Here is a 16,422-nt window from a genome sequence, read left to right on the forward strand (position 1 = left end):
TTGAAAATAATGGGTGCTTGAAAAGTATACGAGGGCTTACACTCGAAACTAATGACGAGAAACTTGCGGCCAGAATGACCTGAACCGGGTTCAAATTTGATATTATGTAAACGGACAGGACTTTTACTTTTCGTCAATTTTAAATATTGAACGCTTTTTACATCTGTTTAGCCTATTTTTTGCGGAGGACTATGATCAGCAGAATACCTAAAAAAGGACAGGGTAATTACTAATTATTGGAGTTTTTTATAAATTGCCATACCCAATTGTAGTTTGAAATTTCAATGACAACATGAAACAACGCAGCGAAAAAATTCATAACGAAAAAAATAAAAAAAAATGGTTGACCCCTACCGTGGAAGTAATTTTGACCGAAAATATTCAAAGCGGATTTTACTTAGGCACAGCGGAGAACTTTCACCCAATAAACCCGATTACAATTAAATACTATCACAGTTAATTAAATTGATGGTGTTCGTCATAAAACACTTTCAGGTTTATAATTTAACCATGTGGCTGTAATTTCGTAACCATTCAATGTAGTTGGCGCATCGCGGCTATCGCTTTCTGTTTGATGTTTCTCCATCGACCTTTCTTTGACTTAAAGGATAGGAGGGCGGATATTAATCGGTTGAAATCGTTTTACCATTCTTTTCAAATTGCCTATAGAAAAATAATTCAATCCACTCAATGGCATAGGCTCATCCAAACACGGCGTTAAATTTTTCGTTATTTGTTATTGGTACGGAATTTTTCCGTATATTGCATGATAAAATTGATTCCATGGAACGGGCACTTAAAGTCGAAAAAACAAGGTTCGATACAAAACTAACCAAAGTTCAAAAGGAACTTTTTGAATTAGCCACAAAAATAGGGGGCTATCGCACTTTAACAGATTTTATGTTGTCAACTGCTGAAGAAAAAGCGAAGACTATCATTCAGCAGCATGAAGCGATATTAGCTTCTGAACGCGACAAAAAAATATTCTTCGATGCTATTATGAACCCGCCTCAGGCTAATCAGCGTTTACAGGATGCAGCTAAAAGGTACAAAGAGTTTAATAACCAGTCTGCAGAAGTTTAATGAGTTATCCTATATTTCCGCTAAAGTCTGAGTTTAATAAAAAAGACTTTAACTGTGGCAAGGACATGCTGGATAATTATATCCAAAAGAAGGCCGGTCAGGATCTGAAAAGACGTTTGAGCGCTGTGTTTGCAATGGTGGATGATAGTCGCGTGATAGCTTATTATACCTTGTCAAGTACAAGCATCTCCCGTGACCTGGTTCCGGAAGAGACTCAAAAGAAAATGCCGCCATCTTACCACGATTTGCCCGCCACTTTATTGGGCCGTCTGGCCGTAGATCAAAATTATAAAGGTCAGCGCCTGGGTGAATATTTATTAATGGATGCGTTAAAAAAGGCTTTCGACACATCAGAAAAACACATAGGCTCAATGGCTCTGATCGTCGATCCTCTCGATGATGATGCCGAAGCGTTCTACGCCAAATACGATTTCATAAAGCTGGATTCAGGTAAGATGTTTCTAACAATGCAAAATATAGCAGCACTATTTAAATAGTAATAACTATATCAGCGAATTCTCCAGCATATAGGTTCAGATTTAATTTTTTCAATTTAGATTGCATTCATTATTTAGTTACAGTTTGTGATCAATAAAGGGCTGTCTCCCTCCAGCTCGCCCTTTGCATTAATCAAAAAGAGCGCAAATCCGATAAAGCAAAATGATAAAGCAACGAAAAAAGCAGTCGAGATCAGTGTCATCCTTCTTTCAGCATTGAAGGTGGTCATAGTTTCCGCGACAATTTTATTCGGAGGTGGTGATTTTAATAAATAATAAATAGATAGCCACTGGACAGCAGCAGGCAAGCAAATCCTAAAAATACCGCTGCATGGGCTAAGAATCCTAAAAATGGCTGTTTTTCATTGTCTGTGGTGCCCATAGTTTTAAGGTTTAAATTTTTAGTTTTTTAAGTTTTATCTACTCACATTCAGAGGTATTAGTGTTGGTTTCCAAATGGCGGGTAAACCATTTAAGATTTCTTTGACAGGAATATTCCTGACCATAAACATCTTCATAAATAACTTCGATAGTTAATTGTGATAGTTCAGTTCTGAGTTTATTCTTAAAATCAGCCAAATGCTTTCTTTTATCGTATTCCAAATCCGCAATCACGAATACTTTTTCCGGCAGAACGGCTTTGGAAACCTCTGGGTTAATTGAAATATGATTATATGCCTTTGGATCAAGCGACAGGCAGTGAACGATATCCGTGTAAATTTTGTCACCTTTCTCAAAAGTGATCTTCCTAATGATTAGCGGACCGATGCCATTATTGACAAAGTGAATATACATGGTGTGGTCAAAATCACCCAAATCAATCTGACCAATCGGGCGTACCGTTTTTTTATTATGGCTGCGCTGAATCAGGAGCTGCACGAATGACAGACCGAACGACAAAGACGAAACGATTAATGCAGCTAACGCTATGGTCTGTGGGTCTGTGAACATAACCGATAATTTTTAATTATAATGGTTTATAATTCTCAAAAGTTTCTCCTTAGCCTGTAAGCGATATACCAATGGTATTATCTCGTGATAAATCCCACAATTGGGGTCCTTCCCGTCAATTCGGTACATTGGGCACCCGCTGGTACAGATATATTTATATTTACAGGACTGGCAATCCACGGATTTCATTCCTTCAAAATGCATGCCCGTCTCAATCATGCTCAGCAGATCAATATTCTCATCAGCAATCGTTCCTGTTGCATTCTCCTTTTGACCAAATTGAACATGACAATAGTAAATGCCTCCGTCGACGTAAACGGCTCCGCCAGAAAATCCCGAACTGCAGGTTTGCGTACCTAATTCATTTGGCTTCAGGTCACAAAACTTGTGTTTACGGGAAAAATCCCATCCTTTGTTGATAGCATCCTCCATCACCTTATAGGCAGCTAATAAATTTTTCGTTAATTGTTGCCTGTTTATATCTACTCCTTTAACAATAGAAAACCGAAACGGTAAATCTCTTTCGATAAGGTACGCCGTCAATTCGGCTAAACCCGCCATATTTTCGTTAGAAACAACTGTTGAAGTTGAGACGCGAATGCCGTTTTCAATCAAACGATTGAGGTTTTTGTCTACTGTCTCGAAAGTTCCCTTGCCGCTATGCAACTTCCTGGTATTGTCATGATAACTATATAAACCATCCAGCGATACACCAAACCCGATATCTTCAGCTTTGCAGAATTCGATCATCTCATCGTTGAGGATAGTTAGATTGGTAATGAAGGAAACACCAAAAGTACAACCAATTTCACTTAGGTCATTTTTCGCGTTAAGAATAAAGCTCTTCCATTGCGCGAATTGCGTTAAGGGCTCACCTCCTGCGAGTCTAAGTTTGATATTTGTTAATCTTCTAACCCTGGCTGTGTCTACCAGTTTCTTTAAAAATTTGTCTTGGATGGCTTTGGACATACCACCGGTTTCATTCAAAGTAGAGATGTAGCAGTAATTACAGGAGAGATTACACTTATTGGTGGTATGTACCCAAAGGTTAAGGGTAGATGTCGCTAATTCTGCACTCGGTTCGGGAAACTGGTTCTGGTATCTGATCAATCCTGATGCATTAAAACCATCCAGTGCCAATTTTAGGTTATCCTGTTCAAATATTAATTTGTTTGCCAGTTCTGCAACTGTCAGCCTACCATCAATTTGGTCAAATAATTGTTTTTGTTTACTGTTAATTACGCGCAGACTATCTGGCTGGAATGTATTGACCACCCCATAAAATCCATTATCCAAATTAGAAAAAAGCAAATTTGGTGATTTATACGGTATCATTTTAACCTCCAGTTCCTACACAATCTTGAGCATCAAATACAATATTTTGTTTTTTGTCCTGAACACCACCATCGCAATCGAGGCTATTATTCTGAAATTCGTTTAGCGGCACCTTCCGGTCCTTCGCCATTTCACGAATAATCTGGTTGTCGTCAAATAGCAAGTCGGTATGAAATGAAGTAATATTCATTATTTGTAATACGGTTAAGTTCGGGCTAATATCGCAATCAGATATTAAATAAACAAGTTAATAATCAAGGCTTTTAGAGCATTTGATTTTGGCCAATAGTAAAATAAGTTTAAATACTATTCTTGGACATATAGTAAATTCATAACTTAATTTATTAAAATGATTAACAAGGTATATGACAGTTTATCCCAACAAATAAAGAAGGAGGCGCTTACTGTTTTTTGCGGGTCGGGGATATCTTTTAATTCAGGATTTCCGGTTGCAAATCAGCTTGTTAAGAAACTTTTTGACGAAGCCGGACTAAACGAAAAAAATCCATTTTTCAAGCTAAACTTTATTCCGGAATACCTGGTCATTTTCAGCAGAATACCCGCCTATAACGATACCGTTGAAGAACTGGAAAATTCCAAAGCCAAATTAATTGAATCTGTAAAAATACAGCTTACGGCAAATTATCAGAAAGAAATTGACAACCTGAATGAAAAGCTGAAGGCTAATGAAGAACTTCGTTTACAAACCGCAAAAGACCTTGAACAGGTTTATAAAGAAAAAATGGAATTGCCAAATGTTCAGTTAACCAGCGAGCGAAAATTGCAAACCGAACGTATCGGAATTATGAACGACCAGATCAATAATTATAGGTCAGCTTTCCGAATTGCGTGGTAAAGCTTCAGTCATCTGGACAATTGTTATTATTGCAGTTATTGTCAGATTAATATTGGGCTACCTTCTATAAAGTCATTGAGCTTTGGCTGTCCCTACGGCCAGGCTTTCCGCTATATCTTTTCCATGAAAAGGATGCTACTTCAATCCTTGACAGTTGACTTGTTTAATACTCACTACTTGTAAATCCGCTGCTGCATTTTTGCTGCGCTGCAAAAGCATTTGCTTTATTATAACTGCTTCCAATTCCCATTAAGAGCATCATTCAGGACTTCACTCGTTTACCCGCAATGCTGGGAAAAGCTCCGTTTGCCTGAATGCTGCACTTAATAGACTGCTAAAATATCAGATGCTTTTACGGTGCTATTTTCCAAAGAAAACGGACAAAAGCGGCGTCAAGATCGGTCAGCCCGGTCGTCCGAACGCATAATGTCCTCCGCATTGCTGCGGCCACCCTTCGGGACTTATAGTTCTCCCGCCCAAGCTTTACGACCGCCTTTTTGACTTTCTTTTTTACCGTTTTTTCTTTTGAAAAATAGCTTTTCAGGGAAAGTCTTCGGGAAAAGAGGGAAACAAAAAACAAAATTTTTAACCCTTTTAAATCATTTAAAAAATGAAAACAGCAGAAAAAAATGCAAACGGTGTACAAGGTGCAACAGCAAAAAACAACCAAACAGTTAACCGCATTGAAAACCGCCCAAGCCTGACAGGAAAGGAAGCCAAACAAGATGAAATCGCTAAAGATCAAACACCTGCCCAAACTCCGCAAGTTGAGAAAGCCAACCCTGCCGATGTTAAGACCAGTAGCCCCCCTACAGTGGATAACCAACCCGCTAACGTTGCGCCCTTTACCACAGTGCAAGGCATAGACGAGCCTAAAGCTAAACCCGCCAAAGCCGAAGAAGTCAAAGCGGAAGCCGTGCAAGCTACACCCGTAAAAACCGAGGAAGTAAAAGCCGAGCCTAAAAAGTTTGCTTTGAACTTAGAGCAAACTTTAAAATCCGTGGAGGGATTGCACCGTCTAAGCATTCAGCGTATTACCCTATTATCCCGCATTAAGTTGCTGGAAGATTTTGAGGTAAAACTGATTGAAGAAAACGACGAACTGGAAAATAACCCTTATCAGGGTTGCAAGCTGATTATTAACGATGATAAAGGCCGGGAGTTTGTCACCAATACGCCGAACCTAATCCGCATGGTTTCACAATTCATTTTCGATGCCTGCCACGAAAAACTGGCCGAAATCGAAGCAAATATCATTTTCCCAAATGCTTAAACAATTATGCTCCCATCCCGAAGCTATCGGGATGGCGAGCATTTTTTATGGTTTCACAAAAAACAGTAATTTCTATGTACGGGCAATTTTTAGAACTGACTAACCAAATATTTTGGGAGGGTTACGCCGAAACACTAGCGAAAGATAACCCCGCAAGGTTTCAGTTAGAACTAAGCGATTTTATGAACATTTACCAATTTTAAAGCAATGGAGGACACGATTTTTTTACTGATGAAAGTGAAAATTAAAACCAGTTACCAAAGCATACACGATGCTATTGCCGAACTGCAGACCGAAACGGAATACACCATCGGCAGCACCGAAAATGTACAGATTATTGAAACGCAATAATTGACTTAAAAACTAAAAATTAATAAGACAAAAACTGGTTTCTGTCCGTACTTTTTAAATAAAGTTTATGGAATGAATTCTTTAGGATTGTCCGTAAGTATTGTCGAAGTTTGCAATAGCAGGCATACCGCTTGCTATTGTGATAAGGTTTAGGTTGAAAGCCCCCGACAGCGAGTGTTAGGGGCTTTCGTTTTACAATAGAATTAGCTACTTATTCCTATTTTAGCTCAATTCATTCTCTCACCTACACGCTTTAACGATACAAATCCATATAGTCATTTTAAAACTGTTAAAATGTTAAAATAGTCAATTATAACAACACTCAAGGGACAATAGAAGGAGGGAAGTAATGCATATGTGACGCCCGCCTACTGATTATCTAATATTGATCGTCATCAAATCCAGCTTGATTGGCATCAGGTTTCTCACAAGCTTTTAGTAATTTCATTTTGGTGTCGATATAAGAAATTGCAGCATTGAGCTTTTCTAATTCCTGTTTTATTCGTTTCGTCTCCTCATTATCATGAGTTGACTCTGCTTTTGCTGCCTTTTTAATCAAATCATTTGCGGTGTTAACTACCATCGCCTTAGATGTTTGTAATTTATTAATATCGGACATAATAAGCACGGCGCAATAAGCGTGCCGTCGTAATGTAGTTACATTCTGTCCTCCGGAGCCAATGTCGCTTGTGCAACAGCACACACCATTATAATTGTATGGCTGAACTAAACAGAATATAGCATGGCCGAAACAATATACGGGATACACAGTTGCTTACTTCACACGAAACTAAGTATAGCATTGAATATGGAACAGACGCCCCGTAATCCTGAGCACGATTTGAGCTCAGCTGAACTTCGCCATTTTTTTATCAGCCATTTAAACCGTATTTACTGTGCAAAGAGCCAACTGGTTGACAGGTTGCCGCAGCTACGCGATCAGTCGCATTTTCTTGATTTGCGCCAGGCCATTGAAGAAACGATAGCAGAAGTGCAGTTACAGATCCGGCGGATGAAAGAAATATATATCCGGCTGGACGCTTTTTATCAACCCGAAAGTTGTATTGGGTTGATCGGTGTTTTGGATGAAGCCTTTCAATCCGCAGGCATATCAAATGAATCGCCGGGGCTCCGGGATTTATCAGTACTGTTTTATATGCAAAATATAGAAACCATTGAAACGGCCTCTTTTAAAACGATGATGAAAGTGGCGGATAGGATGCAAAATCCTGAAGTTCTGCAATTACTGCTGGAATGCTTTGACGAGGCCAATGAAGATACGATCTTGTACCGGCAGATAACCGAAAATTATATATAATTATCCGTTATCAGCTGATGATCGTGCACGCTTGATATTTGTAGGCCATCAGCTATACCTATTTCGTTTTTAGATCGAGTAGCATTTAAAAATGTCTTAGACCATCGGAAAAATAACCCAGGGAGCATTATCTTTTTAATTGAAAAACTTTACTTTTAGCTTTTAAAATCGCGATTTTCTAAACTATTCATGCATAACACGTTTCAAAAAGAGATTATACTTCCCAATGAGCCGGAACGTGTAAAGGCATTACGAAGATACCGCCTGCTCGGTACCTACGCCGAAAAATCATTTATCAATATCGCTAACCTGGTTGCGGAAATATTTCATGCCTCTATTGCGATGATCTCCCTCGTAGACGCAGAAGAGGTTTCATTTCAATCGAATGTAGGTATGAACAGTACGACAGGGCCGAGAGGTGAAAGTTTCTGTTCATTAACCGTGCTTAGACCGGAAGTGAATGTGGTAGAAAACGCGTTAGAAGACCCCATAGTTGCTCAAAACCCACTGGTTTGCGGAGATTTCGGTCTGCGTTTTTATGCAGGTGCCCCCCTGATCACGCATGATGGATTTTTGATCGGTACGGTTTGCCTGGTAGACACCCAGCCACGGAAATTCAGCGACCATGATCGCCGCGTTCTTGAAGGGCTCGCGAAAATTGTCATGGAACAAATCGAGCTCCGTTTGTCAAATTTAATAGATACAGAAAAATTAGCGGCTACAAATGATGAGGAGCATGCCGAAAATCACCGGTTAAGCCAGTCTCAGAATGAGCTCAATGATACGATACGGCAACTGAGCCAAAGCGAAAGCCGCTTTCAAAATCTGATCCGGGATGCGACAGTAGGCATCATCGTTCTAACCGGTTCAGAAATGAGGGTGGAGATTGTGAACGATGTATACGCCAAATTGATCGGCAGGCAAGCCCGTGAACTCATGGATCAGGAATTGTTCAAGTTGATCCCCGAAACAGAAGCTTATTTCAGGCCTTTGATCGACAAAGTCAGAATGAGTGGCGAACCACTCGACATTTACGACACGCCTTATACTGTTCATCATCAGGGAAAGCGAATAAATGGGTACCTGAGTGCTGCCTACCAGCCGTACCGCGATAACAATGGAGACATCGCCGGCGTTATGGTTTTTACCCATGATGTCACCGATCAGGTCGTGTCCCGGTTTAAATTAAAGGAAGCCGATGAGATGACCAATATGGCTATTATGGCAGCCAGATTAGGTGCATGGCATATTGAACCGGTTTCCAAAGCACTCGTTTATAACACCACTTTAGCCCGGATCTTCGGATACGATAAGGATAGCCCGATGACCTATGAGCAGGCCATAGCCCAGGTAACGGAAGAGTATAGGCCCTCAATTCTGAAAGCAATAGAGAAGGCGATCGCTGAAGGGGGCGACTATGATGTAGTTTATCAGCAACGCAGGTTTAACGATAGTGAATTGATCTGGCTCCGCTCTTTCGGTAAAGTGAGTCCGGATATTAATGGAAACTATACGGTGTTTTCTGGTTTCGTAATGGATGTCACGGAGCAGAAGAAAGACGAGCAGCGCAAAAATGATTTCATAGGCATGGTGAGCCACGAATTAAAAACACCACTGACATCCCTAAAGGCGATTATTCAGTTATGCAGCGTTAAATTAAAGAATAATGCTGATCCCTTCCTGAATGACGCGATGGGCAAGGCCAATATTCAGGTGAAGCGGATGACAGCTATGATTAATGGTTTCCTCAATATCTCAAGGCTGGAGTCCGGAAAAATTCTGATAGAAAAATCGGCTTTTGATATTTCCCGCCTTATTCAGGATATATTAGACGAGAGTATGCTCACAACCAGTTCGCAAGCGATTGAGTTTATTCCAGCTGATGAAATCTGGGTCAATGCCGACCGTGATAAAACCGGTTCGGTTATTTCCAACCTGCTTAGCAACGCAGTTAAATATTCTTTTAAAGACAAGCCGGTTTTGGTTACGTGTAAAAGAGCGGGCGAAAACGTCGTGGTAAGCATACAGGATTTTGGGATGGGCATTAAGCCTGAACATCTGGATCATATCTTTGAGCGCTATTATCGGGTAAAAGACGATTATACCAGGCATATATCGGGCTTCGGTATCGGCTTATATCTAAGTTCGGAAATTGTTCATCGTCATGGCGGTAAAATTGGGGTGGACAGCGAACGGGGGAAAGGTTCAACTTTCTGGTTTAGCCTACCGCTGATCTAGCATAGCCAACAAGGCGGATCGTGTTTAAAATAGCTGAAGCGATCTATTTATGTAAGGTGAATTCGATACAAATTATAGTGGTATCTAACGGAGATTCAAACGCCATAACTTTCATTTTAAATCCTAAACTGCACCGAAGTCAGTTAGTAAACTTATTAAACATCTTAATCACCATTCCTGTAGTTAGATGAAAATAAATTTCTTTTGAAGTAAACCAATCCGGGTATTTGAGGTTATTGCCTTACAAGATACCCACCTATGAATAACGAAAACAAAATAACGCGGCGACAAATTGTCGCCGGACTTGGCGCTACATTCGCAGCCGCAGCGGTCTCACCCGCATTGGCGATGACCGAAACCGCCGGCAAAGTCCCAGCGGGACCGGCGATCAGCGACCCGACAAAACTTTATCCCAAGCCTCCCTTTAAATTTCAGCCTCAGCCATGGCCGGGTTTACAAAGCAAAATGAACCCGGTGCCTGATTGCGGCGAAACTACCTATAAAGGCTCCGGACGTTTAGCCGGTCGAAAAGCCCTGATCACTGGTGGCGACTCCGGTATGGGAAGGGCTGCAGCTATTGCTTATGCACGGGAAGGGGCTGATGTCGTTATTAATTATTATCCATCGGAAGAACAGGATGCTCAGGAAGTAATTGCGCTGATCAAAAAGGAAGGGCGAAAAGGCGTAGCGATACCAGGCGATCTGCGTGATGAGGCTTTCTGTAAAAGACTGGTACAACAAGCGGTAAGCGCCCTGGGAGGATTGGATATCGTGGTCAGCAATGCAGGGCGACAACAAGCGGCAGAATCAATTTTGGATGTTACGTCTGAAGAGTTTGATTCGATCATGAAAACCAATATTTACGCACCTTTCTTTATTATCAGGGAAGCATTACCTCATTTACCGCCAGGCTCAGCCATTATCGGCACGACTTCAGAACAGGCTTATAATCCGGATCCCTGGCTGTATGCCTACGGGCAAACTAAAGCGGCGACGATGAATTACGTTAAATCGCTCGCTAAGCAGCTCGGCCCAAAAGGGATACGGGTAAATGGTGTAGCGCCAGGCCCTGTTTGGACCGCTTTGCAGGTTAGCGGGGGAACAACACCGGATAAACAGCAAACTTTCGGAGGCTGGACTTACCTGGGCCGTCCCGGACAACCGGCAGAGCTTGCCTCAATTTATGTACAATTAGCCGCAGCAGATGCCAGTTTCGCTACCGGGCAAATCTATGGTTCATCTGGCGGTGTAGGCCAACCTTAAACTTAAATTTTATGAAAAAGATAATCATGTTATTAACGGCAGTCATGGCTGTCCATTTTGCACATGCCCAGGCACCTGATCCGGACACAACTGCCCGGCATTTTATCATCATGGCCAGTATCGGTAATTTGCAGGAGATCAATTCCGGAAAGCTCGCCAGTCAAAAGGCATCCAGGCCAGATGTGAAATCTTTTGGCCAGATGATGGTTACTGACCATAGCGGGGCTGAACAAAAACTGTTACAGTTAGCTAAAACGCAGGGATATCAAATACCCGCCGCTGCGACAATGACGCCGCCGCCAGATCTTAACCTTTCCAAAGCATCTGGCGACGATTTTGACCGACTGTATATCCATGCCATGGTTACAGGCCACCGGAATACGGTAATGATGTTTCAGAATTATGCCATTGCTGGTAAAGATCCTAAAGTAAAAGCTTTCGCACAGCAAATGTTACCAACGCTTAAACAGCATTTGGAAGCCATTAAGGCTTTGGACGAAAAATATAAAAACCTTGTTGCCAAATAGAATGATGAAGAAATTAAGTTTAATATTCAGCTTGTTAGTTACTGTTTCAGCTATCGCTCAACAACCCAAGCTACGAAGCGTTTACCAGGATAATACTTACCAGTTCACTGGTGTAGCGATGTCTGCAAAGGGCCGGTTGTTTGTTACCTACCCGCGCTGGTCTGACACTTATAAATACGGGGTAGTGGAGGTAGTCAACGGTCAGGCGAGGCCTTTCCCGGATGAGGAGACGAATAACTGGCAACCGGGCCAGGATGGTAAAAATAAGTGGGTATGCGTGCAAACCGCTTTTGTGGATGATAATGATTACCTGTATATTGTAGACCCGGCCGCACCGAAATTGGGAAAGGTGTACGATGGCAGTGCGAAGGTTGTAAAGTACGACCTGAACACCAACCAGGCGGTTAAAACTTACCGCTTTCCCGGCACCATCGATGACCAGAGTTACCTGAACGATATCCGGGTGGACACGAAAAAACAGGTCGCCTATTTAACTAATTCTGGTACGGGTGGTATTGTTATCCTGGACCTTAATACCGGTAAATCACGGCAGGTACTGCAGGCCCATAAATCGGTACATCCCGACCCCTATGTGAAATTCATTATAGACGGGCGGGAACTTAAAAAGCAAGGTCAACCCGTGGCTTTCCAGTCTGATGGTATCGCACTAAGCCCGGACCGGAACGATTTGTATTACAAAACAATCAGTGATAAAAAACTTTTCCGAATTAAAACTGCTGCGTTGAATGACTCGACGCTTACAGGCCAGCAACTGGCTGCGGCGGTGGAAGATTTAGGCAATATTGCCAACACGGATGGTATGATATTCGATTCCAAAGGCAACCTGTATTTAGGAGACCCTACGACCTATAGCATGATTCAGGTAACAACAGATCTTAAGAGCCATACCTGGATCAGTGATCCGCGTCTGATCTGGCCTGATACCTACAGTGTAACTAAACAGGGCTACATTTACATTACGACTTCGCAAATTCAAAAACAGCCGGATTATAATGAAGGGGTAAACAAACGTACCAGCCCTTACGAGGTATATCAGGTTAAGCTGCCTTAATGTAGGCGTGAACTTATCCCGCTGCGTTTCAAATTTCAATTAAATACGCTATTCAATACTATACTATGGAAACTCAAAATAAAAACCCTCAGGATAAATATCCCAAACCGCCTTATGAGGCAAAGCGTCAACCCATACCCGGCCTGGTTTCAGCAATGAATCCGAAGCCGGACCACGGTGAAGAAAGCTATGTGGGATCGGGAAAGTTAAAGGGACGTAAGGCGGTGATCACCGGTGGCGATTCGGGCATTGGACGTGCTGTTGCTATTGCTTTTGCACGGGAGGGAGCCGATGTGCTGATTTCTTATCTGAACGAGGACAGCGATGCTAACGAAACCGCGGAGTATATCCGGGCGGCCGGACAGAAGGCTGTGCTTGTAGCAGGCGACATCAGTGATGAAATGCACTGCAAAAAAGTGATTGATACCGCAATTCTGGAATTTGGGCAAATCGATATCCTCGTGAATAATGCTGCCTTTCAGCAGGCACGGGAATCTTTACAAGAGGTATCCAGCGACGAGTGGGACCGAACTTTTAAAACAAACATTTACCCTATGTTCTACCTCTGTAAACTGGCGGAGCAACATATGAAGCCAGGCAGCACGGTAGTCAATACAACTTCGGTTAACGCTTATGTTCCTAAACCGAAACTCATTGCTTACGCGGCTACTAAAGCGGCCATCCAAAACTTTACAGCCAACCTGGCCCAGCTTTGGGCCGATAAAGGGATCAGGGTAAATTGCGTAGCGCCGGGACCTATATGGACGCCGCTTATTCCATCTACTATGCCGCTGGACGAAGTGGAAAAATTTGGAGAGAATACGCCCTTAAAGCGTGCCGGCCAGCCGGTAGAACTGGCACCGGCCTATGTTTTACTGGCATCAGACCAGTCAAGTTATATGACAGGCTCAACGATACAGGTTACAGGCGGGACACCAACTATTTAAAGTGTTTTAAACCCAGGAGATGTTCCTGCAAAAGATTATTTAAAAAAATAACCGGCCGCTCTTTTGAGCGGCCGGTTAAAAACCATATACACAGCAAACTATTATTTTAAGCCTGCCTGGATCTTGGTGATCTCGTCCAAATGATGCTGGACTACCGGCGCATTTTTGGCAGCAAAAGCTTTTAAATTGGCATCTTTTCCGCCGGATGCCTCCGTTTGCATCAGGGCTAAAGTTTTTTTATGCCCCTCGACCATGGCCGCCACATAAGCTTTATCAAAATCTTTACCGCTCAGTTTGCTCAGGCTATCACTCTTGGCCTGGTGCTCAGCATCCAAGCCGGCTGGCAGCGTCAATTTTTCTTTTTGAGCGATGGCTTTAAGTTCTTCATTAGCTTTACCATGGTCCATGACCATCATGCCGCCGAAATCTTTAACCTCTTGGCTTGCACCCTTTGCCGCTGCCATTTTACCTAATGCGACTTCAGCCATACCACCAACTGCGGCTTTGCTCGCAAAGGCCGTATCCGGCAAGGCCGCTACGGATGAGTCAGCCTTAACCGTTGTCGTGCTGTCTGTTTTCACCGTCGTGCTGTCTGTTGTCGAAACGGTTTTGTTTCCGGAACAGGCCTGGAAAGTCGCTGCAGTTACGCAGGCTGCAAATAGTAAATTTATATTTTTCATAATTTGTTGATTTATAGGCTAACAAGTATACAGTGCCTTAGTTTAACTATTCGTCGGTTTTGTTAGAAATATCCTTGATGACCTGATCCAGCTCGGTTGTACTGGCCGTGAGCATAAGGCATAAATCTGTCAGGCCCTTATCTTTCGACTCCTGACTGATCAAATTACTTAACCCGATAATGTTGGCTAACGGCTTGCGTACCAGGTGGGACTGGATAAATCCGATTTCATGTAATTGATGATGAGCAGAATCGAGCCGGCTTTGCGTATCAATAAATTCGGTAATATTGTATCCCATACAATAGATGCCTTCGGGCTGTCCCTGTTCATCAAAATAGGCTTGCATCTCCCATTGCGTGACTACAAAGCCGCCGCGTCCGTCGTGCTTACGCAGCGTAGCGGCAAATAACTGACCCGGAGCATGGAAACACTGCGCGCCAACCGCTGCGCAAATGGAAACATCTTCCGGGTGCAGGGTTACACTAAAATGCCTGCCGAGCAAGGTGCCATTGGTAAATTCAAAATTCCGGTCGTAATTTTTGCTGACATAAGCATAGCAGCTATCCATCCCGATCGCTATCGTGTAGAAGAAAGAAGAGTTGTTTAGGAAATTATTGATCGGGCTGAAATCGTTTATCATGTCGGGTTGTTACTTATTCACAACACAGGCTTACACATTAGGTTTCATTGAATAATCCGGTGTTCCAAACGATTCTGAAAAAATGACACCGCTGACTGAAAATTTTGCAGCAGCAGGTGAAAATATTTCAGTTTAGATCATTTGGCATGCTGCTTGTAATCAGTGTGTTAGTTTAATTAATTTATTGTTCATTTATTTTTTAGAGTAAAATTTAAAGGAGAAAAGGCCATGACCTTAGTTAAATTCAATGACAAACGTCCCAACTCATTAATGCCAGGCGTTAATGAGATCTTTGAATCCATTTTTGACGATACTTTCTTTAGCGACCGGATGATTGCGCGGGTTCCCGCTGTCAATATCAGCGAAACGGAAAACAGTTACCATGTGGAACTGGCAGCGCCGGGTTTAAAGAAAGAGGATTTTAAATTAAACCTGGAACAAAACAACTTAGCAATCGCGGTTGATCAGGCCGCGGAACAAAACGATAACCAGAAGAACTATACCAAACGGGAATATAGTTACAGTTCTTTTGTTCGGTCTTTTACACTTCCCGAAGGTGCCGACCACAGTAATATTGAGGCCAGCTATACCGACGGTGTACTTAAAATTGATATCGCCAAACGTGAAGAGGCTAAAGCTGTGCGCAGGCAGATCGAAATCAAATAATGATGTGTCAATTCGTTTTATAATCAGGAGCCCCTGTTGAAGGGGCTCTTTCAATGAATAGCGGAATGGAAACCCAGTTTTATATTTTGCTTAGCCTGAAAACGCTAACGGGATTTAGTTATTACGGGCAATACTTCTTCGGTGACGATCGCGAAGCAGCTTACGAGCTATTCGACCAGCTCAAAGGTAATGATGAAATTACCGAAAGCTGTGTGCTGCATATTGACCTCATGGAAACGGCGGAAGAAATACCTGTAAAGATCAAAACCATTTGCTGTACGCTTGAGGAACTTGGATACAATTCAAAATTGATCGCCAAAACTATTTTCAGGTTGAATAATTTAAACGAATTGGAATGAGAAACAAATTGCAAGCTGGCCGCGCCTTAGTGATGGCACTTTTGTTTATCCTAATGATTTGGGATATCCTCATGCTGGCATGGGGTAGGGAAAAACACTTGCCGGAACCTCATAAGAAAATGCTCTTGGCTGGCACATTAGTCTGGATAAGTACACTTTTTTTAAATCAGAACAGGGATGATGATTGGGCTGGTCAGTTATGATTGATTATGATTCTTGTGTATGCTTTAAAGTTAAAAGTTTAAATATTCCATACACAGAATAAGACTGGGCTGGCTCGCTTATAATGATATTGACGGAATCACTTCCTGACTTCATTTGTTATCTACACGTTGAGATAGGAAAAATAAATAAATCAGTACAAGC

20 protein-coding genes are annotated in these 16,422 nt (G+C 42.2%); 14 read left to right on the plus strand and 6 right to left on the minus strand.

Annotation, left to right across the window (positions count from 1 at the left end):
* Positions 1-783 precede the first annotated feature (783 nt).
* Both PQO05_RS10885 and PQO05_RS10890 read left to right on the plus strand, forming a co-directional pair.
* Complete coding sequence (locus tag PQO05_RS10885) at positions 784-1,083, plus strand: type II toxin-antitoxin system TacA family antitoxin (RefSeq protein WP_273632936.1); 300 nt, start codon at positions 784-786, stop codon at positions 1,081-1,083.
* Positions 1,083-1,580 (plus strand): GNAT family N-acetyltransferase, encoded by a 498-nt coding sequence (locus PQO05_RS10890; protein WP_273632937.1) that lies wholly within the window; start codon positions 1,083-1,085, stop codon positions 1,578-1,580. The genes PQO05_RS10885 and PQO05_RS10890 overlap by 1 nt, the downstream gene beginning before the upstream one ends.
* 420 nt (positions 1,581-2,000) lie before the next feature.
* On the opposite strand, the gene PQO05_RS10895 is transcribed toward PQO05_RS10890, so the two are convergent.
* Genes PQO05_RS10895 through PQO05_RS10905 form a run of 3 tightly spaced genes read right to left on the minus strand, consistent with a single transcriptional unit; the run spans position 2,001 to position 4,056 of the window.
* Positions 2,001-2,531 carry a hypothetical protein gene (locus PQO05_RS10895; protein WP_273632938.1) on the minus strand — a complete coding sequence of 177 codons (531 nt, stop codon included), beginning with the start codon at positions 2,529-2,531 and terminating at the stop codon, positions 2,001-2,003.
* A 12-nt stretch (positions 2,532-2,543) separates the two neighbouring features.
* Complete coding sequence (locus PQO05_RS10900; RefSeq protein WP_273632939.1) at positions 2,544-3,866, minus strand: radical SAM/SPASM domain-containing protein; 1,323 nt, start codon at positions 3,864-3,866, stop codon at positions 2,544-2,546.
* A 1-nt stretch (position 3,867) separates the two neighbouring features.
* On the minus strand, positions 3,868-4,056 hold the full coding sequence (locus PQO05_RS10905; protein ID WP_273632940.1) for a hypothetical protein: 189 nt from the start codon (positions 4,054-4,056) through the stop codon (positions 3,868-3,870).
* 159 nt (positions 4,057-4,215) lie between these two features.
* Between PQO05_RS10905 and PQO05_RS10910 the strand changes: the two genes are divergently transcribed.
* The 3 genes from PQO05_RS10910 to PQO05_RS10920 all read left to right on the plus strand — a co-directional run bounded on the left by PQO05_RS10910 (position 4,216) and on the right by PQO05_RS10920 (position 6,346).
* Positions 4,216-4,722 (plus strand): SIR2 family protein, encoded by a 507-nt coding sequence (locus PQO05_RS10910; protein WP_273632941.1) that lies wholly within the window; start codon positions 4,216-4,218, stop codon positions 4,720-4,722.
* Positions 4,723-5,332: 610 nt separating this feature from the next.
* Positions 5,333-5,995 (plus strand): hypothetical protein, encoded by a 663-nt coding sequence (locus PQO05_RS10915; protein ID WP_273632942.1) that lies wholly within the window; start codon positions 5,333-5,335, stop codon positions 5,993-5,995.
* Between the two features lie 207 nt (positions 5,996-6,202).
* Positions 6,203-6,346: a hypothetical protein gene (locus tag PQO05_RS10920; protein ID WP_273632943.1), complete on the plus strand. Its 144-nt coding sequence runs from the start codon at positions 6,203-6,205 to the stop codon at positions 6,344-6,346.
* Between the two features lie 379 nt (positions 6,347-6,725).
* On the opposite strand, the gene PQO05_RS10925 is transcribed toward PQO05_RS10920, so the two are convergent.
* Complete coding sequence (locus PQO05_RS10925) at positions 6,726-6,965, minus strand: hypothetical protein (RefSeq protein ID WP_273632944.1); 240 nt, start codon at positions 6,963-6,965, stop codon at positions 6,726-6,728.
* A gap of 189 nt (positions 6,966-7,154) precedes the next feature.
* Between PQO05_RS10925 and PQO05_RS10930 the strand changes: the two genes are divergently transcribed.
* The 6 genes from PQO05_RS10930 to PQO05_RS10955 all read left to right on the plus strand — a co-directional run bounded on the left by PQO05_RS10930 (position 7,155) and on the right by PQO05_RS10955 (position 13,711).
* On the plus strand, positions 7,155-7,664 hold the full coding sequence (locus tag PQO05_RS10930) for a DUF892 family protein (protein WP_273632945.1): 510 nt from the start codon (positions 7,155-7,157) through the stop codon (positions 7,662-7,664).
* A 189-nt stretch (positions 7,665-7,853) separates the two neighbouring features.
* Positions 7,854-9,902 (plus strand): ATP-binding protein, encoded by a 2,049-nt coding sequence (locus PQO05_RS10935; protein ID WP_273632946.1) that lies wholly within the window; start codon positions 7,854-7,856, stop codon positions 9,900-9,902.
* A gap of 258 nt (positions 9,903-10,160) precedes the next feature.
* Entirely contained in the window at positions 10,161-11,165 is a 1,005-nt protein-coding gene (locus PQO05_RS10940) for an SDR family oxidoreductase (RefSeq protein ID WP_273632947.1), read from the plus strand.
* A gap of 11 nt (positions 11,166-11,176) precedes the next feature.
* Complete coding sequence (locus PQO05_RS10945; RefSeq protein ID WP_273632948.1) at positions 11,177-11,692, plus strand: DUF4142 domain-containing protein; 516 nt, start codon at positions 11,177-11,179, stop codon at positions 11,690-11,692.
* A gap of 1 nt (position 11,693) precedes the next feature.
* Positions 11,694-12,764 carry an L-dopachrome tautomerase-related protein gene (locus PQO05_RS10950; protein WP_273632949.1) on the plus strand — a complete coding sequence of 357 codons (1,071 nt, stop codon included), beginning with the start codon at positions 11,694-11,696 and terminating at the stop codon, positions 12,762-12,764.
* A 65-nt stretch (positions 12,765-12,829) separates the two neighbouring features.
* Entirely contained in the window at positions 12,830-13,711 is an 882-nt protein-coding gene (locus PQO05_RS10955; protein ID WP_273632950.1) for a glucose 1-dehydrogenase, read from the plus strand.
* Between the two features lie 101 nt (positions 13,712-13,812).
* Here the strand turns inward: PQO05_RS10955 and PQO05_RS10960 are convergent, their stop codons facing one another.
* Both PQO05_RS10960 and PQO05_RS10965 read right to left on the minus strand, forming a co-directional pair.
* Positions 13,813-14,391 carry a DUF4142 domain-containing protein gene (locus PQO05_RS10960; RefSeq protein ID WP_273632951.1) on the minus strand — a complete coding sequence of 193 codons (579 nt, stop codon included), beginning with the start codon at positions 14,389-14,391 and terminating at the stop codon, positions 13,813-13,815.
* A 46-nt stretch (positions 14,392-14,437) separates the two neighbouring features.
* Positions 14,438-15,031, minus strand: coding sequence for a PAS domain-containing protein (locus tag PQO05_RS10965; protein ID WP_273632952.1), 594 nt, complete (start codon positions 15,029-15,031; stop codon positions 14,438-14,440).
* A gap of 228 nt (positions 15,032-15,259) precedes the next feature.
* Here PQO05_RS10965 and PQO05_RS10970 point away from each other — a divergent pair, with 228 nt between their 5' ends.
* The 3 genes from PQO05_RS10970 to PQO05_RS10980 all read left to right on the plus strand — a co-directional run bounded on the left by PQO05_RS10970 (position 15,260) and on the right by PQO05_RS10980 (position 16,259).
* Positions 15,260-15,697: an Hsp20/alpha crystallin family protein gene (locus PQO05_RS10970; protein ID WP_273632953.1), complete on the plus strand. Its 438-nt coding sequence runs from the start codon at positions 15,260-15,262 to the stop codon at positions 15,695-15,697.
* A 65-nt stretch (positions 15,698-15,762) separates the two neighbouring features.
* Entirely contained in the window at positions 15,763-16,056 is a 294-nt protein-coding gene (locus PQO05_RS10975) for a hypothetical protein (RefSeq protein WP_273632955.1), read from the plus strand.
* Positions 16,053-16,259, plus strand: coding sequence for a hypothetical protein (locus PQO05_RS10980; RefSeq protein ID WP_273632956.1), 207 nt, complete (start codon positions 16,053-16,055; stop codon positions 16,257-16,259). Before PQO05_RS10975 ends, PQO05_RS10980 begins: the two co-directional genes overlap by 4 nt.
* Positions 16,260-16,422: the final 163 nt, after the last annotated feature.

It is taken from the genome of Mucilaginibacter jinjuensis (assembly GCF_028596025.1).
Classification (GTDB): Bacteria; Bacteroidota; Bacteroidia; order Sphingobacteriales; family Sphingobacteriaceae; genus Mucilaginibacter; species Mucilaginibacter jinjuensis.

What these genes read in the sequence shown, in the direction of transcription:
- PQO05_RS10905 (WP_273632940.1), bottom strand. Translation starts at nt 4,056, where the DNA reads ATGAATATTACTTCATTTCATACCGACTTGCTATTTGACGACAACCAG.
- PQO05_RS10950 (WP_273632949.1), top strand. Translation starts at nt 11,694, where the DNA reads ATGATGAAGAAATTAAGTTTAATATTCAGCTTGTTAGTTACTGTTTCA.
- PQO05_RS10910 (WP_273632941.1), top strand. Translation starts at nt 4,216, where the DNA reads ATGATTAACAAGGTATATGACAGTTTATCCCAACAAATAAAGAAGGAG.
- PQO05_RS10900 (WP_273632939.1), bottom strand. Translation starts at nt 3,866, where the DNA reads ATGATACCGTATAAATCACCAAATTTGCTTTTTTCTAATTTGGATAAT.
- PQO05_RS10925 (WP_273632944.1), bottom strand. Translation starts at nt 6,965, where the DNA reads ATGTCCGATATTAATAAATTACAAACATCTAAGGCGATGGTAGTTAAC.
- PQO05_RS10920 (WP_273632943.1), top strand. Translation starts at nt 6,203, where the DNA reads ATGGAGGACACGATTTTTTTACTGATGAAAGTGAAAATTAAAACCAGT.
- PQO05_RS10970 (WP_273632953.1), top strand. Translation starts at nt 15,260, where the DNA reads ATGACCTTAGTTAAATTCAATGACAAACGTCCCAACTCATTAATGCCA.
- PQO05_RS10965 (WP_273632952.1), bottom strand. Translation starts at nt 15,031, where the DNA reads ATGATAAACGATTTCAGCCCGATCAATAATTTCCTAAACAACTCTTCT.
- PQO05_RS10940 (WP_273632947.1), top strand. Translation starts at nt 10,161, where the DNA reads ATGAATAACGAAAACAAAATAACGCGGCGACAAATTGTCGCCGGACTT.
- PQO05_RS10930 (WP_273632945.1), top strand. Translation starts at nt 7,155, where the DNA reads ATGGAACAGACGCCCCGTAATCCTGAGCACGATTTGAGCTCAGCTGAA.
- PQO05_RS10890 (WP_273632937.1), top strand. Translation starts at nt 1,083, where the DNA reads ATGAGTTATCCTATATTTCCGCTAAAGTCTGAGTTTAATAAAAAAGAC.
- PQO05_RS10885 (WP_273632936.1), top strand. Translation starts at nt 784, where the DNA reads ATGGAACGGGCACTTAAAGTCGAAAAAACAAGGTTCGATACAAAACTA.
- PQO05_RS10935 (WP_273632946.1), top strand. Translation starts at nt 7,854, where the DNA reads ATGCATAACACGTTTCAAAAAGAGATTATACTTCCCAATGAGCCGGAA.
- PQO05_RS10955 (WP_273632950.1), top strand. Translation starts at nt 12,830, where the DNA reads ATGGAAACTCAAAATAAAAACCCTCAGGATAAATATCCCAAACCGCCT.
- PQO05_RS10895 (WP_273632938.1), bottom strand. Translation starts at nt 2,531, where the DNA reads ATGTTCACAGACCCACAGACCATAGCGTTAGCTGCATTAATCGTTTCG.
- PQO05_RS10980 (WP_273632956.1), top strand. Translation starts at nt 16,053, where the DNA reads ATGAGAAACAAATTGCAAGCTGGCCGCGCCTTAGTGATGGCACTTTTG.
- PQO05_RS10960 (WP_273632951.1), bottom strand. Translation starts at nt 14,391, where the DNA reads ATGAAAAATATAAATTTACTATTTGCAGCCTGCGTAACTGCAGCGACT.
- PQO05_RS10975 (WP_273632955.1), top strand. Translation starts at nt 15,763, where the DNA reads ATGGAAACCCAGTTTTATATTTTGCTTAGCCTGAAAACGCTAACGGGA.
- PQO05_RS10915 (WP_273632942.1), top strand. Translation starts at nt 5,333, where the DNA reads ATGAAAACAGCAGAAAAAAATGCAAACGGTGTACAAGGTGCAACAGCA.
- PQO05_RS10945 (WP_273632948.1), top strand. Translation starts at nt 11,177, where the DNA reads ATGAAAAAGATAATCATGTTATTAACGGCAGTCATGGCTGTCCATTTT.